This window comes from Cytobacillus solani, from assembly GCF_001420595.1.
GTDB classification, from domain to species: domain Bacteria; phylum Bacillota; class Bacilli; order Bacillales; family Cytobacillaceae; genus Cytobacillus; species Cytobacillus solani.
On the sequence record NZ_LJIX01000003.1, the window covers coordinates 190,794 to 206,160 of the forward strand.

The window sequence follows — 15,367 nt, forward strand, 5'->3', positions numbered from 1 at the left end:
TTAAGGCAGATTATATATTTAGATATATAAACTCGATTCTACGTATGTAGGGTCGAGTTTTTTTATTTTAATAGGGGGTGCGAATGTTGAAGGAATCCAGTATGGAAAGGGAACTAAGAGTTCGGAAAAAGTGGGAAAAGGATCGAACGTTCGAGCGTTCGATAGCTAACCGAGAGGGAAGAGAGACATATGTTTTCTATGAAGGGCCGCCAACAGCAAATGGTTTGCCACATGCTGGTCATGCTCTTGGGAGAACGATTAAGGATTTTGTGGCAAGATACAAAACTATGTCAGGCTATCAGGTTTTAAGAAAAGCGGGTTGGGATACACATGGCTTACCGGTGGAATTAGAGGTTGAAAAACAGTTAAATATTCGTGGGAAAGATCAAATCGAAGAATATGGTATTGAAAAGTTTATTCAAAAATGTAAAGATAGTGTCTTTGAATATGAAAATGAATGGAAGCAATTTACTACAGCTCTTGGCTATTGGGTGGACATGGAAGACCCTTATATAACGTTAAACAACGAATATATTGAATCTGTCTGGAATATCTTATCCTCCATACATGAAAAAGGCTATTTATATAGAGGCCATCGGGTTGTTCCTTATTGTCCTCATTGTGAGACTTCACTTAGCTCTCATGAAGTTGCACAAGGATATAAGGATGTTTCTGATCTATCCGTTACAGCAAAATTTCGCTTAAAGGGAAGAACAGACGAATATCTTTTAGGATGGACAACGACACCGTGGACATTGCCGGGTAATATTGCGGTTGCTGTTAATCCAAATATAAACTATGTAAGAGTTAGACAAGGGTTAGATATATTAGTTCTTGCAGAATCTTTGGCTCCTGCTGTTATGAAGGGGAAATATGAGATCCTAGATGTGATGAAAGGGAAAGACTTAGTTGGACTCTCCTATGAGCCGCCTTTTAATTATGCTACTGTATCAAATGGCCATAAAATTCTTGGTGCAGATTTTGTTACGGATACAAGTGGAACAGGTATCGTGCATATCGCACCAGCACATGGAGAAGACGATTACAAGGCCATTCAGGATAATCAATTTGATTATGTAAATGTAGTTGATTCTAAAGGTCGCTATAAGGAATATGTGACTCCACTTGCAGGACAATTTGTCAAAGATTGTGATATAGAAATTATAAAAATGCTATCAAAGCAAAATTTGTTATTTGATAAGAAAAAATATGAACATAGCTATCCCCACTGTTGGCGATGTGACAGTCCGCTTCTTTATTATGCCATGAAGGGTTGGTTTATTAAGACAACAGCAGTGAAAGAGAAAATACAATTAAATAACCAAAAAGTTCAATGGTTCCCTTCTCATATGAAAGAGGGAAGGTTTGGGAACTTTTTAGATAACATGGTTGACTGGAATATTGGCAGAAACAGATATTGGGGAACCCCGTTAAACGTTTGGATTTGTAAAGAATGCGGGAAAGAAAAAGCCCCTAATTCAATTAAAGAATTAAGAGAGCTTTCAGCGGGTGAAGTGCCAGAAACCATAGAGTTGCACAAACCCTATGTAGATAAGGTGCAATTAACTTGCTCTTGCGGTGGTACGATGAATCGAACTAGTGAAGTGATTGATGTATGGTTCGATAGCGGCTCAATGCCATTTGCTCAATATCATTATCCGTTTGAAAATAACGGTACCTTTAAGAAGCAATTTCCCGCTGATGTCGTTATTGAGGGGGTTGACCAAACACGAGGGTGGTTTTACAGCTTATTAGCAGTTTCTACTTTGTTTACGGGACAATCACCTTATAAGCGTGTCCTTTCTTTAGGTCATATTTTAGATGAGAATGGACAAAAGATGTCAAAAAGTAAGGGAAATGCACTTAATCCAACTGAGTTAATTAATGAGTTTGGTGCGGATTCGCTAAGATGGGCTTTGTTAGCTGACAGCTCTCCATGGAATAATAAGCGATTTTCTAAAAAGACGGTCAGTCATGCTAAGTCCAAAGTTATAGATACACTTTTGAATGTTTATTCTTTTTACTCGATGTATGCAGAAATTGACCAATTTAATCCAGAAAGGGACTTGGGTGGGACGAGAACAACTCTTGATAAGTGGATTCTATCCCGGTTGAATACTGTTATAAGGGAAGTTACACGAAGTTTAGAAGAATATGATATAACCAAAGGGGCTAGATCGATTTCATTATTTGTTGATGAACTTAGTAACTGGTATATAAGACGTTCCAGACAACGCTTTTGGAGCAGTGGCATGACCGATGATAAGAAGTCAGCATTTACCACCTTATTTATTGTGTTAAAGAATCTGTCACAGCTTATGGCTCCTTATATTCCTTTTGTTACGGAGGATATTTACTCCAACTTAGTGAAAGATAGTGTGCATGTATCGGATTATCCTAAACCAGATGAAACACTAATTAATGAACATCTAGAAAAAGAAATGGATGCCGTCTTACAAATAATAGAACTAACAAGATCCGTTAGAAATACAGCGGGAATAAAAACAAAACAGCCATTAGCCAAGTTGATGGTAATTCCGACGGATGCATCTATTCTATCTGAGCTGCAAAAGTATTCGTTTATTATAAAAGAAGAAATGAATATAAAAGAAGTAGAGTTTAAGAAAGATTATCAAGATTTGCTGCAGCTTGATCTTAAGATGAATTTTTCTGCAGTTGGACCAAAGTTGGGAAAATCCGTGGGTGAAGTGAAAAATAAACTTGATAAATTAGTTCCAGAAGAAATAGCAAAATTTATTGCAAAAAGAGAAATGCAATTATCATTATTTTCGGGTGAAACAATAACTCTTACAATGGATGACGTGCTTATTGAGAAAAAGGGAAGAGATGGTTATGAGTTATCAGAAGGAAGTAAATTCTTAATCTTATTAGATACAACATTAACACGAGGATTAAAAGAAGAAGGGCTAGTAAGGGAATTTGTTCGGTCTGTTCAAACTTATCGAAAGGAATTGAACCTGCCAGTTGATTTACGAGCAGACCTTTATATTCAGGCTGATCCATGGCTTGAAAAAATATTGAACGAATATGATGAATTAGTGCAAAGGAATCTTATATTGAATGAAATCCATTTTGAAAGTAAACCAGCTATGAAAAGTTTCAAGGTGGAAGGAAATGAAATTAAATTGTACATTCAGTCATAAAGCAGACCCCTGTTTAACACAGGGGTTCCCAATTTTAAATGTTACTACTTTCATTTTGCCCGACATAGTGGCAATGAGATTTAGTCAATTATTGCAGGGATAATATGTTCTTTTATCAGCGTCCACCGATCACGAGCATTTACCATGAATTCTGATGCAATGGCTACAACTAGGTCTTTCTCTGGTATGCAGCAAATAACATTCCCTCCATCACCTAGTGCTGAGTATGCTAACAGCTCATTTTCATTAAGTAACCACCATAGATAACCGTAATGATTGGAGTTCATCGCTGTTGATTCGAGGATCCACTTCTTGGAGATTATCTGTGTATTGTCCCAAATGCCATGGTTTAGATATAGTAAACCAAAACGTGCCATATCTCGGGGATTTAGTGTAAGTCCCCATCCTCCTGTAGAGATGCCGTTTGGGTCTTTAACCCATCCCTGTACATTTTTTCCGAATAAATCATCAAACCCAAATGCCGCCATTTTATAATCAGGAATTTCCCTCATACCTAGTGGTTTAAATAAATGTTCGTTGGCAAATTCCCGGGCATTTATTCCAGTGCTGCGAGTGATGATGGCTGAAAGCAAGTGTGCCCCCGCAGTCGAATACTTGAATGTTCCAATACTCCCCTTTTGCCCCAGCATATCCAGCGTATAGTTTACCCAGTCTGGCTGTATACACATCTTATCCAGCGGTTCGTGCCAGTCCTCAAATGGATATGGAGCTGTCATCGTAAGAAGATGGCGTATAGTGATTTCTCGATTTACTGTTTCAGCACCTTCGGGAAAATACTCAGGGAAGAAATCTAATACCATTTGGTCTACATTTTTTATATATCCTGTATCTATGGCAATCCCGATAAGAGCAGATAGGATACTTTTCGTTACAGATGCCACATGGTGCACATTATCAGATCCATAGCCATTATAATAGCTTTCATAAACTATCGCTCCATTTTTTACGACCACAATCCCGTTCATATTGCTGTACTCAGTTGTTATTATAGAATCTAGCTTTGAAAGCTTTTCAGCATCCATTTCCAATGCTTCTGGGGCGGCGATCCGCCATTCTGTCGTTGGCAAATAGTTTCTTTTCATTTAGTATGCCTCCCATTAGAAGTTAGTTTTGGCAAATGGTGTTTAGCCTGCTGCTTTTTCTTAACAGGAAAATAAACCTCGGTAATAAAATCTTCAGGAACATTAGCTTGATAGGGGTCAGTCATATATACTTCATATGGAGATTTCACTAATTCATATCCTTCATTTTCAGCCCATTCCCACAGCTTGGCATATACCGATGTTAATTCTGAATAGGAGCCCTTTAAAACAGTTTTTGCACAAAGGCTTCCAGGCAAATCTCTCGTTCCCTTTATAATTTCCTCTATTGGAATCGCAAACTCTGTATCATTGCCTGCAGGATTGTATTCTGGGCTGTGATAAATTGTCATTGGGGTGCCAAGTAAGGTAAGCATTTCAGCAGCTATCTTTTCATATAGCCTGCTAAAATACTTGCCATATCCTGCAGCATAGTCGTCACTACTCATCATCTGGCGTATATAAAGAAGGTTCATTGGTTGGGTTTCAACAAGCTGTACTTCTAAATAGTCAAGGTGTGACATAATAGATTTCCCCTTCTTTAAATTTAAAATATCGTAACTTATTTGATTTAGGGTATATTCAAAGGCATTTAGTCTTTCCTGTATCTCCCTTTTTTTGCGAGTAAGGGCAGAATAAAGTTTCTCTTCTGATTGATCTTCTTCCATTTCTAAAGTGGCTTTGATTTCTTCAAGAGAAAAATGAAAAGATTTCAGGCGATTAATCAATAACATCTTTTTTAGCTGGCTGATGGAATAAAACCTATAACCATTTTCGGGATTAATCTCATCAGGGGTAATTAAACCAATTTCATCATAATATCGAAGTGTTTTTGTAGATACTTTGCATATCTTTGAGAATTCGCCAATCGATAGCAAGTGTCCACCTCCCATTTCCCAATTTTTTTGACTGGAGTTTATATATCAATACGCTGTTCCATTCATTTATACACGTTTCCCTAAGGGTAAAGTCAACTATGTATTTAATAAATATAAGTAAATGTCTATTGATTACTATACGGGGGTATAGTAATATAAATTTATGATAAACGATTCATAATTCGAAAGGAGAAGAAATATCGCGATGTTAAAAGAAATGAATTTAAACGAATTTGAAAAGCAAATCATAGATATGAAAAAGCCTATGGTTTTAAAATTTACAGCAGAGTGGTGTTCTGGATGCAGGCAGCTGGCTCCTATTGTTGAGAACGTAGAAAGACAATTAGGTGATGAGATGGCGTTCTATGATGTAGATGTTGATAAGTCGCTTGACTTAGCCCAAAAATTCGGGGTTATGAGCGTTCCAACTCTTATCCTTATTAAAAATGGGGAAGAAGCAGATCGCGTGACGGCACCAGCAGGGAATGAAGAAGCAATCATCGAATTTCTGAATCGCTAATACAGGAGGTTTTCATATACCTAACGGGTGTACAATTAAAAGTTAGATTAAATTGAAGAGTGGGAGATGGAATAAGTATGATGGCGAAATTGGCTATTAATGGGGGGATAGCGTTTGGCTCGAAGCTAAATGCCAAGCAATTATCGGTCATAGCAAAATACATGCAGGAAGAGGATGAAATCGAATTAACAACCTTTCAACAATTATATATTGAAGTTCCAGAGAGTGAGCTTGAAGTTATTAAAAAGGAATTTAATGCAGTGGGATTATCCTGTTATCCAGTTGGAAACTTTGTAAAGAGCTTAAGAACATGTAATTTTTGTAAGGGTTCAGAAGAAGAGGGAATGCCTGTAGCTATAGAATTAAATAAATTAATAGCTGGAAGACCCGTTCCATTTACTCTGCGCCCGGCCTATACAGGATGTCCGATTGGCTGTGGTGAACCGTTAATCAATGACATAGGTGTAATGAAAGTAAGAGACAAATATGACTTGTATATTGGCGGCAAATCAAAGGGAGCGGATGCTAGAGCAGGTACGTTAATTTTGGGAAAGCTCACACCTGAGGAACTATATGAAGCTGTTACTGCGATCATCGATATTTATTCGCAGCACGGTAAAAAAAGAGAGCCTTTTGCAAAATTCATTGATCGTTATGGTTTTGAGAATGTCTATAATCAAATTGTTTAGTTGATAACAATCAGTCTAATATTTATGAAGCACAAAGGAAAGGGGCTAAAGAGGGTCCCTTTCTTTTGTTTTATCAACTTCAATCGTCCAGAAAATTTTCTCCCTGGTATACGGGTAGCCATATCCATCATAACTGGGAACAAATATAACGAAAAAACAAGGTGTAGTTACATATAATGATTCCTGGAATAATAGGCAAAGCTATAATAAAACAACTTATTTTTGTAAGTGAAAAGTCTATTTGGGAGGATCATATGAAAGCGACAGATATTCTTGTTCAATGTTTAGAAAATGAGGGTGTGGAATATATTTTTGGAATAATGGGAAAAGAAACACTGGATCTAGTTGATTCGCTTTCTAGATCAAAGCAAATTCAGTTTGTGAATACGAGGCATGAGCAAGGGGCGGCCTTTATGGCAGATGTTTATGCGAGGCTGTCTCATAAAGCAGGTGTGTGTACGTCTACATTGGGGCCGGGGGCAACCAATTTATTAACCGGGATTGCCAGTGCCACTCTTGATTTTTCACCCGTTGTGGCGATTATCGGTCAGGTTGGATTTGAACGACAGCATAAGGAATCCCATCAATATTTGGATTTGGTTAAAATATTCGAGCCTGCAGTGAAGTGGAGCATTCAAATCAAGGATTCTCTAACGCTCGCAGAGATCGTACATAAAGCCTTTCGAACGGCAAAAATGGAAAAACCAGGTGCTGTTATCGTGGAATTACCGGAAAATTTAGCGGCTCAAGAGATTTCTAATGATGCGATAACTATTACACCGACACCAACATTCATGTCCGTGGACGAGGAGATTATCGCTGCAATTGCCAAAATCAATAATAGCCAAAGGCCGTTTATCATCATTGGAAACGGGGTTATTAGAGCGGAGGCGGTAACAGAGGTACAGACATTCATTAATTTTCTTCAAGCGCCAGTTATCCATAGCATGAAAGCAAAAGGAATTCTTCCGAAAGATCATCCGTTCAATTATTTTACGTTTGGCTTTAGCCAGCAGGATGAGGTGTTGCTGGGAATCGAAATGGCTGACCTGCTTATCGTTATTGGCTATGATTTTGTGGAGCGTCTCCCTAAGGAGTGGAATAAAAAGAAGGTACCGGTTATTCATATAAATGCTGTTTCGGCTGAACCGGATGAATATTATCCTCTTCAAAGCGAGCTCGTTGGAGATTTAAAGCGGGTAATGCAAGCGTTGATTGAGCTTGAAATTAATCCTAAGCCATGGGAGCCATCTGGAAATTTGCGAGAGCAAATAAAACAGGTCTTCCATTTGAATGGTGGGGCAGATTCTTCTTTATCGATTACATCGATCTTACATGCTATTGAAAAGCGTACCTGCGAAAATACGATTGTCTTATCGGATGTCGGCTCTCATAAAAATTCTATAGCCCAAACCTATCAGCCAAAGAAGCCAAATAAGGTTATCATATCAAACGGCTTAGCTTCAATGGGGATAGCTATTCCTGGTGCTATTGGGGCAAAATTGGCATGTCCAGCTGATCCGGTAATTTGTATAACTGGTGATGGCGGTGCATTAATGAACTTTGCAGAAATTGAAACAGCAGTAAGACTTGGTTTGGTGTTTGTGATGATTGTCCTTAATGATTCGAAGCTGAAACTTGAAGAACAAATGATGCTGAAAAAATTGGGCAATAATCATGGTACTGCTTTTGGAAACCCTGATTTTGTGCAGCTTGCCAAAAGTTTTGGCATAAGAGGAGAGCGGCCAGTTTCTATTCAAGAATTTGAAGAAATACTTGATAAGGCATTAGCGCAAAATGAACTAACTTTGATTGAGATTAAATTAGAGAATGAGTAAAGGTTCTTTAGTGGAATTCATGTGGACATCCAACGGGAATTGCTTATTATCGAGGGGAAAATATATGTTGCCGACCGAGGCTCGATTACGATGATACAGGAGGATGGGACGATAAAGGTTATTGTGGCAGGTCTGCAAAGTTATGTGGATATCATAATAATCGTGTTGTTTTCGTGCCAGGAACAACAACGAATTCGGCTGTTGTCTGGAAGGACAATAGCCGGCGACTAAAGGATCATCTCTTTTTTCATCTCGTTGGAATTCCAATGAAAGAGTTCTAACAGGTGCCTTTTCTCCATTTAGTGTCTCATCCTACCCAAGTGAGCATGTGAGGGGATTAGTATTAGAGCAATTACTTGAGACGGGTGTCATCTGGGAGGTTGCGAAAATATAATTCTCTGATTCTTTTTATGAGTCTAGTGCATAAAACAACCCAGATCCAGCTATAAAAAGCAGAGAAAATAAAAATCAAGCCTATCATGGCAATGTTAAATGGACGGGAGAAGGCAGGCCCTAACACAGGGAATTTTACACCATATAATAAAATGCAGATTCCAAGCACTAAGCCTGCCGATCCGCTCAAAATATGACTTGATTTTTTTTGAAATAGATTAAAGGAAATTCCAATAAATAGACCCAACAGGCCTGTTGTAAATGGAAAAATAATCAGCTCGGCAGGCTGTAATATCAAAAGTAATAGAGCTGTTGAAACATAGGAAGCAAGACCAAGCGGAATTGAGAAAATCGTGCATAGCATGATGGGGGCGCTAGCCAAAGGGCTAATTAAATAACCAACTCCTGGTAAAAACCCTCCTGCTGATTGAAAAATGGCCCCGATGCTGCTCAAAATAGAAATAAGTACAATCCTTTTCGCCTTGGGCCACTTCCCAAATTCTATTTGTATTTGATGAATATCCTTTTTAATTATGTTCATTGCAATTCCTCCCTTGCTATTCACTATATGCAAGGAATGGTTGTTTATCTTATACTGCGGCCATTACTTATTCATTGACATATAAAACCATAAGCGTATACTTAAAATTGAACAGATGTTCAAAACGTTTGTTTAAAATTGATAAAGGGGATGAGTCAATTCAAACAAACAAGAGGGAATGAAAAAAATAAAGAGGTTAAAGATCAAATCCTTTCTGCAGCTAAATTATTGTTTGCAGAAAAAGGATATGAAGGGACAACCGTTAGACAGATTTGTCAGGAAGCAGATGTTTCCTTAGCCCTAGTGTCCTATCATTTTGGAGGAAAAGAAAATGTTTTCTTTTACCTATTTGAACCGATCAGGAAGCTATTTATGAATATGAAATATGATTTATCTGATCCTCTAGGTGCACTTAGGGGCTTTTGTAAACAGTTTATTATTTTTAGAAATGAAGAACATGAATTAATTAGAATTTTACAGCAAGAGTTAGTGATGAATAGTCCGAGATTAGAAATGCTGACAGATGTCTTTCTCCCATCTTGGGAGCAGCTTCGAGTGATTTTACAAGAGTGTCAGGATAAAAAAGCAATTGGTTTTCCATCGGTCGATGCAGCGCTTAATTTTATAATGGGGACACTAATGCAATCTCACAACAATGCATTTTTGAACCGGACTCAATCGGAATTGTCTTCAGAACAGGTAGCAGATCTAGCTGTAAGCTTTATCATCAATGGGCTTCAAGCAACTCAAGAGTAAGAGAAGAGGTTAGGGAAAATGAAAGCAGCAAAAATATATGGACCAAGAGATATTCGAGTAGAAGAAGCAGACATGCCTGTCCTTGAAAAAGGAATGGTAAAGGTAAAGGTGGAGTATGCCGGTATTTGTGGGAGTGATATGCATGAGTATTTAGCGGGTGCTTATCCAATACGTACTCAGCCTGTTTTAGGCCATGAGTTTTCGGGTGTAGTTGTGGACGTTGGAGAAGGAGTAACAAATGCAGTAGTAGGCGATCGTGTAGCCGTTGAACCTCTCCTTCCTTGTGGAAAATGTGATAATTGCCAAAGAGGTTTTGTTAATTTGTGTACTGCTCGACAAGGGTATGGATATACAGTATCAGGCGGATTTGCTCAATTTGCAGTGGTGAAGCAGGAGAATATTTTCCATCTGCCTGAAACTATGAGTTTAGAGCTTGGTGCCCTTGTTGAGCCAACAGCCGTTGCTGTTCATGCGGTCCGTCAAAGCCAATTAAAGCTAGGGGATTCTGCTGCCATATTTGGTGCTGGTCCAATCGGATTATTGTTATTACAAGCTGTCAAAGCAGCAGGAGCCAGTGAAATTTTTGTAGTAGAAGTATCAGAGGAACGTCGTCAAAAAGCATTAGAACTTGGCGCTGCACATGTGATTAATCCAATTGATACAGATGCAGCTGCGTTTATCCGTGAAAAAACAAATGGAGGAGTAAATGTGGCCTATGATGCTGCAGGTGTTCAGGCAACATTTACAAGTGGGGTTGGCTCTGTACGTCCAGGCGGAGAATTCAAGGTTGTAAGTGTTTGGGAAAAGCCAGTTAATTTTGATCCTAATATGATTGTAAGGACAGAAGCGAAGATTAGTGGATCATACGCATATGTTCGCTTATTCCCTGAAGTCATCCGTCTGCTTGCAAGTGGTGTGATTGATGGTAAGGTAGTTATAACAAGTAAGATTGCACTAGATGATATTGTAGAAAAGGGATTTGAATTGCTAACAAAAGATCGCAGCCAATGTAAAATTTTAGTGAATATGAATCTATAAATATTTAACAAAAATCTGATTATATCAGGTTTTTTATATGAACAGGCTGAGATTTTTTAAAGATCTCAGCTTTTTCGATAGTAGGGAAGAAAAAATATGCTTCGAAACTAAATTCTGGTCCCCTTTTACATAAATACCATAATTTATTTACACCTCATTTATAAAATTTACAAACTCTTTACAAACCGTTAATAAAACATTTACTAAGCAAGCTTATTATAGATGACAGAAGGGAACAGAGTCGTTGCCAATCGATTATCTTGGAGGCTTAGATATGACGTTTATTAGAAAAACAACAATCGGATTATTGGTGTTATTTTTAGCCGCTGTATTATCAGCATGTGGCGAAACTACTGGAAATGGCACTGGATCGTCGAACGGCAGTAAAGAAATAGTATCTATTTCGGGATCTACATCGGTAGGACCTTTAGCAGAAAAACTAGCTGAAAAATTTAAAGACAATAATGAGAATATTAATATAGAAGTTAATCAGATTGGTTCATCTGCCGGTATTACAAATGCAACAAGCGGTGTATCAGAGATCGGTATGTCATCGCGTGATTTGAAAGAAGAAGAAAAGGCAAATGGTTTGAAGGAGACAATCATCGCTTACGATGGAATTGTAGTAGTCACTCATCCAAGCAATAAAGTGAATAATCTAACGTTAGAGCAAGTGAAGCAAATATTTACGGGGGAAGTGACAAACTGGAACCAGCTTGGTGGAGAGGATATGGAAATTGTTGTTGTATCTCGAGAGGACGGCTCAGGCTCTCGTGATGCATTCCAAGAAATAGTTGGGTATAGTTCCGGTGAATTAATAAGAAATGCCATTATTGCAAGCGGCAACGGGAATATTAAAACAACTGTCGCTACAAACAAGCATGCAGTAGGTTTTATATCGTTCGAATATATTGATGACACTATATCAACTATACAAATTGATGGAGTAAAGGCCACAGCGGAAAATGTACTGCAACAAAAATATAGCTTGTCACGGCCATTCTTATTTGTCCACAAGGAAGACAACATAACTGAAGCAGGGAAACAATTTATTGATTTTATTTTAAGTTCAGATGGACAAGCGATTGTATCAGAAGCTGGAGCTATACCAGTAAAATAATTAACTTTTACTGATAGCTCCACATAAAATACTATCTGTAAAAGCAACCGTGGGGGAATGCAACATGCCAAGCATATCTAATGAAAAGCAATCCATAACTATCAAAAAATCGAATAGAAGGAAATATATGCTAGAGAAGTTATCAGCAAGAATATTTCTGTTCTGTGCACTTCTTTCAGTAGTCAGTTTATTATTGATCGTCGGATTTGTATTTTACAAAGGCTCACATCCATTTGTGGCAGAAGGTTATAGCTTTTTTGACTTTATCTTTGGAATGGATTGGGTGCCAAGTGAAGATAAATTTGGTATTTTCCCAATGATCGTCGCTTCTTTATTCGCCACAATAGGTGCGCTAATCATTGGCGTTCCAGTAGGTTTATTTACAGCTATATTCTTAGCTGAAATTGCACCGAAAAGAGTAGCAAAAATTATTTCTCCTGCAGTGCAATTGCTGGCAGGCATCCCTTCCGTATTATATGGTGTTTTCGGACTTGCCATCATTGTCCCTTTTTTGCAAAACAATTTAGGGTTAGTAAAAGGGCAAAGCTTATTGGCGGTCATCCTTGTTTTAGCAATCATGATGCTGCCAACGGTTGTTACTGTAGCTGAAACGGCCATTCGTGCTGTACCAAAAATGTATCGTGAAGGTTCCTTGGCATTAGGGGCTTCTCAAATTGGAACTATTTTTAAAGTAGTTGTGCCAGCAGCTAAGTCAGGAATTATGGCAGCGGTTGTACTAGGTTTAGGGAGAGCAATTGGAGAAACGATGGCCGTTATTTTGGTCGCGGGAAATAGCCTTATTCTGCCAACAAGCTTAACTGACAGTGTTCGCCCGTTGACGACGAATATCGCGCTGGAAATGGGCTATGCATTTGGTACACATCAAGAAATGTTATTTGCAACCGGAATTGTTTTATTCTCCTTTATCTTATTGTTGAATTTTGTATTAGCAAAAATTAGTTCGAAGGGTGGAAATTAAGTTGAGAAAGTTTAAGGATCATCTGCTGCTTGGACTTCTTTGGGCTTCTGCTTTCTTGACCGTAGCCGTACTCGTTATTATTGTTGGATATATTTTTTACAAAGGATTTAGATTAATTGACTTCAATTTTATTTTCGGTGATTACTCACCAGTAGGGCATGGCGGCATATGGCCGATGATCGTTACAACCCTTTATACAATTTTTATTTCATTAATAATAGCTACTCCAATCGGGATATTGGCAGCTGTATATTTACAGGAATATGCAAAACAAGGCCGATTGGTTAGGCTAATCCGTTATGCAACGGAAAGCTTAACAGGAATTCCATCTATTATTTACGGACTATTCGGTGCAGTATTCTTTGTGACAACGCTAAAATTCGGGATGTCAATCATCGCTGCTTCGTTAACATTGACGATCATCGTATTGCCAGTCATTATCCGAACAACAGAGGAAGCATTAAAAACAGTGCCGCTCTCTTATCGTGAAGGATCTCTTGCTTTAGGGACAACGAAGCTTCAAACACTATATAAAGTCATTTTGCCAAGTGCGATGCCAGGTATTCTTTCTGGGATTATTCTTTCAATCGGGCGAATTGTTGGTGAATCCGCAGCGATTTTTTTAACAGCAGGGACGGTAGCCGCAATGCCAGAAGGGATTTTTTCATCGGCAAGAACATTAACGGTCCATTCCTTTTTAGTAACTCAAGAGTCAGGTGACATTGAACTTGCAGCTGCGGTTGGAATCGTATTAATTGTAATCATTTTGATTCTGAATTTCTCGGCTACATTTATATCCAAAAAGTTAAACAAAGCTGACTATTAAGAGGGGTGTAATGAATGGGGACAACAGTGATTGAACGCAATGAAGAAGTAAGGAATTCGAAGCAAACAAATGAAACAGCTAAAATTAATGTAAAAGACTTAGACTTATTCTATGGTGATAAACAGGCACTTTATAAAGTATCATTAGATATTCATGAAAAAGAAGTAACAGCCTTAATCGGTCCATCTGGCTGCGGAAAATCAACTTTTTTACGATCGTTAAACCGTATGAATGATTTAATTGATGGAGTGAAAATTACAGGGGATATAGTGATTGATAACGAAAATATATACGAAACAAATGATGTCATCAAGCTGCGGACAAAGGTAGGGATGGTATTTCAGAAGCCCAATCTATTCCCAATGAGTATTTATGATAATGTCGCATATGGTCCGCGAATGCAGGGGATAAAAAGCAAAAAAGAATTAAATAAAATTGTTGAAGAGAGCTTGCGTGGTGCAGCAATCTGGGATGAAGTGAAAGATCGTTTGAAGACATCAGCGCTCGGACTATCAGGCGGGCAGCAGCAGCGTGTTTGTATTGCACGTGCCATTGCGATGAAACCAGAGATTATTTTAATGGACGAACCTACTTCTGCATTAGATCCAATATCAACGTTAAAAGTAGAAGAGTTAATTGCCAACATGAAAAAGGATTATACAATCGTAATTGTTACTCATAATATGCAGCAGGCAGCACGAGTCTCGGACAAAACAGCCTTTTTCTTAAATGGAGAAATTATTGAATATGACGAAACAAATAATATCTTTTCCATGCCGAAGGATCAAAGAACGGAAGATTATGTAACTGGCCGATTCGGTTAAATATAGGAGTGAGAATAAATGGTTGTTCGTGAAAACTATGAGAATAAACTGCAGGAATTAAAAGATAAAATAATAGAGATGAACCGGCTCACGGTTTCTTCGTTTGAAAAGGCTTTTACTGCTTTCAAAACGCAAGATATTGAATTGGCATTAAAAGTAATCGAAGAAGATACGGCCATTGATAATTTGGAAGCGGAAATTAATCAATTTGTCGTGTGGCTCATGGTAAAAGAGCAGCCTGTTGCTAGAGATTTACGAGGAATTATTGGTGCCTTAAAAATCTCTTCAGATATTGAGCGAATTGCAGATTTTGCTGTAAATATTGCAAAATCTACGATAAAAATTGGAAATTCCAAATCGCTATTAAGCATGACAAATATTGAAGAAATGAAGGAAATATCGATTATCATGCTGCAAAAGGCAGTACAGGCATTTTTAGATGAAAACATGATGCTTGCAAAAGAAGTAGCCAGTTTAGATGACCAAGTGGATGAGTATTATGGTGAGACATATAAGCGGATCACTAGCTACTTAAGCGAGCATCCAGAGGAAACAAATCAGTTAGTTCAATTATTATTTATTAATCGTTATCTTGAACGAACAGCTGATCATATCACGAATATTGCGGAGAGTGCAGCATATTTGATTAAAGGGCGTATATATGATTTAAATTCTTAATAAAATTGGAGACTTAATAGCAT

15 protein-coding genes are annotated in these 15,367 nt (G+C 38.0%); 12 read left to right on the forward strand and 3 right to left on the reverse strand.

The window, feature by feature from the left end; genetic code table 11:
- Positions 1-101 precede the first annotated feature (101 nt).
- A complete protein-coding gene (gene ileS, locus AN957_RS00990) occupies positions 102-3,164 on the forward strand; it encodes an isoleucine--tRNA ligase (protein ID WP_142109005.1) in 3,063 nt (1,020 codons plus the stop codon).
- 80 nt (positions 3,165-3,244) lie between these two features.
- On the opposite strand, the gene AN957_RS00995 is transcribed toward ileS, so the two are convergent.
- Positions 3,245-4,267: a serine hydrolase domain-containing protein gene (locus AN957_RS00995; protein WP_053477998.1), complete on the reverse strand. Its 1,023-nt coding sequence runs from the start codon at positions 4,265-4,267 to the stop codon at positions 3,245-3,247.
- The gene (locus AN957_RS01000) at positions 4,264-5,142 is read right to left on the reverse strand and encodes a MerR family transcriptional regulator (protein ID WP_053477999.1); all 879 of its coding nucleotides are present in this window, start codon (positions 5,140-5,142) and stop codon (positions 4,264-4,266) included. Before AN957_RS01000 ends, AN957_RS00995 begins: the two co-directional genes overlap by 4 nt.
- Positions 5,143-5,347: 205 nt before the next feature.
- Between AN957_RS01000 and AN957_RS01005 the strand changes: the two genes are divergently transcribed.
- From AN957_RS01005 to AN957_RS01020, 4 genes are all read left to right on the forward strand, one after another.
- Complete coding sequence (locus tag AN957_RS01005; protein WP_053478000.1) at positions 5,348-5,662, forward strand: thioredoxin family protein; 315 nt, start codon at positions 5,348-5,350, stop codon at positions 5,660-5,662.
- A gap of 77 nt (positions 5,663-5,739) precedes the next feature.
- On the forward strand, positions 5,740-6,351 hold the full coding sequence (locus AN957_RS01010) for an NAD(P)/FAD-dependent oxidoreductase (RefSeq protein WP_053478001.1): 612 nt from the start codon (positions 5,740-5,742) through the stop codon (positions 6,349-6,351).
- 254 nt (positions 6,352-6,605) lie between these two features.
- The gene (locus tag AN957_RS01015; protein ID WP_053478070.1) at positions 6,606-8,189 is read left to right on the forward strand and encodes an acetolactate synthase large subunit; all 1,584 of its coding nucleotides are present in this window, start codon (positions 6,606-6,608) and stop codon (positions 8,187-8,189) included.
- 21 nt (positions 8,190-8,210) lie between these two features.
- Positions 8,211-8,420 carry a hypothetical protein gene (locus AN957_RS01020; RefSeq protein WP_053478002.1) on the forward strand — a complete coding sequence of 70 codons (210 nt, stop codon included), beginning with the start codon at positions 8,211-8,213 and terminating at the stop codon, positions 8,418-8,420.
- A 121-nt stretch (positions 8,421-8,541) separates the two neighbouring features.
- Here AN957_RS01020 and AN957_RS01025 read toward each other — a convergent pair whose 3' ends face one another.
- The gene (locus AN957_RS01025; RefSeq protein WP_053478003.1) at positions 8,542-9,123 is read right to left on the reverse strand and encodes a hypothetical protein; all 582 of its coding nucleotides are present in this window, start codon (positions 9,121-9,123) and stop codon (positions 8,542-8,544) included.
- Positions 9,124-9,273: 150 nt separating this feature from the next.
- On the opposite strand from AN957_RS01025, the gene AN957_RS01030 reads away from it, so the two are divergent.
- From AN957_RS01030 to phoU, 7 genes are all read left to right on the forward strand, one after another.
- Entirely contained in the window at positions 9,274-9,879 is a 606-nt protein-coding gene (locus tag AN957_RS01030; RefSeq protein ID WP_053478004.1) for a TetR/AcrR family transcriptional regulator, read from the forward strand.
- 18 nt (positions 9,880-9,897) lie between these two features.
- Positions 9,898-10,917, forward strand: coding sequence for a 2,3-butanediol dehydrogenase (locus tag AN957_RS01035; RefSeq protein ID WP_053478005.1), 1,020 nt, complete (start codon positions 9,898-9,900; stop codon positions 10,915-10,917).
- A gap of 274 nt (positions 10,918-11,191) precedes the next feature.
- A complete protein-coding gene (locus AN957_RS01040; protein ID WP_053478006.1) occupies positions 11,192-12,037 on the forward strand; it encodes a phosphate ABC transporter substrate-binding protein in 846 nt (281 codons plus the stop codon).
- 64 nt (positions 12,038-12,101) lie between these two features.
- Entirely contained in the window at positions 12,102-13,016 is a 915-nt protein-coding gene (pstC, locus tag AN957_RS01045) for a phosphate ABC transporter permease subunit PstC (protein WP_053478007.1), read from the forward strand.
- A gap of 1 nt (position 13,017) precedes the next feature.
- A complete protein-coding gene (gene pstA / locus AN957_RS01050) occupies positions 13,018-13,842 on the forward strand; it encodes a phosphate ABC transporter permease PstA (RefSeq protein ID WP_056681826.1) in 825 nt (274 codons plus the stop codon).
- Between the two features lie 14 nt (positions 13,843-13,856).
- Positions 13,857-14,666: a phosphate ABC transporter ATP-binding protein PstB gene (gene pstB / locus AN957_RS01055; RefSeq protein ID WP_082446467.1), complete on the forward strand. Its 810-nt coding sequence runs from the start codon at positions 13,857-13,859 to the stop codon at positions 14,664-14,666.
- Between the two features lie 18 nt (positions 14,667-14,684).
- The gene (gene phoU, locus AN957_RS01060; RefSeq protein WP_053478009.1) at positions 14,685-15,344 is read left to right on the forward strand and encodes a phosphate signaling complex protein PhoU; all 660 of its coding nucleotides are present in this window, start codon (positions 14,685-14,687) and stop codon (positions 15,342-15,344) included.
- Positions 15,345-15,367 lie beyond the last annotated feature (23 nt).

Bases quoted from the DNA above. Each gene is read 5' to 3' on its own strand.
- AN957_RS01030 (WP_053478004.1), top strand. From the start codon at position 9,274: ATGAGTCAATTCAAACAAACAAGAGGGAATGAAAAAAATAAAGAGGTT.
- AN957_RS01035 (WP_053478005.1), top strand. From the start codon at position 9,898: ATGAAAGCAGCAAAAATATATGGACCAAGAGATATTCGAGTAGAAGAA.
- AN957_RS00995 (WP_053477998.1), bottom strand. From the start codon at position 4,267: ATGAAAAGAAACTATTTGCCAACGACAGAATGGCGGATCGCCGCCCCA.
- ileS (WP_142109005.1), top strand. From the start codon at position 102: ATGGAAAGGGAACTAAGAGTTCGGAAAAAGTGGGAAAAGGATCGAACG.
- AN957_RS01010 (WP_053478001.1), top strand. From the start codon at position 5,740: ATGATGGCGAAATTGGCTATTAATGGGGGGATAGCGTTTGGCTCGAAG.
- AN957_RS01040 (WP_053478006.1), top strand. From the start codon at position 11,192: ATGACGTTTATTAGAAAAACAACAATCGGATTATTGGTGTTATTTTTA.
- pstC (WP_053478007.1), top strand. From the start codon at position 12,102: ATGCCAAGCATATCTAATGAAAAGCAATCCATAACTATCAAAAAATCG.
- AN957_RS01005 (WP_053478000.1), top strand. From the start codon at position 5,348: ATGTTAAAAGAAATGAATTTAAACGAATTTGAAAAGCAAATCATAGAT.
- pstB (WP_082446467.1), top strand. From the start codon at position 13,857: ATGGGGACAACAGTGATTGAACGCAATGAAGAAGTAAGGAATTCGAAG.
- phoU (WP_053478009.1), top strand. From the start codon at position 14,685: ATGGTTGTTCGTGAAAACTATGAGAATAAACTGCAGGAATTAAAAGAT.
- AN957_RS01015 (WP_053478070.1), top strand. From the start codon at position 6,606: ATGAAAGCGACAGATATTCTTGTTCAATGTTTAGAAAATGAGGGTGTG.
- AN957_RS01025 (WP_053478003.1), bottom strand. From the start codon at position 9,123: ATGAACATAATTAAAAAGGATATTCATCAAATACAAATAGAATTTGGG.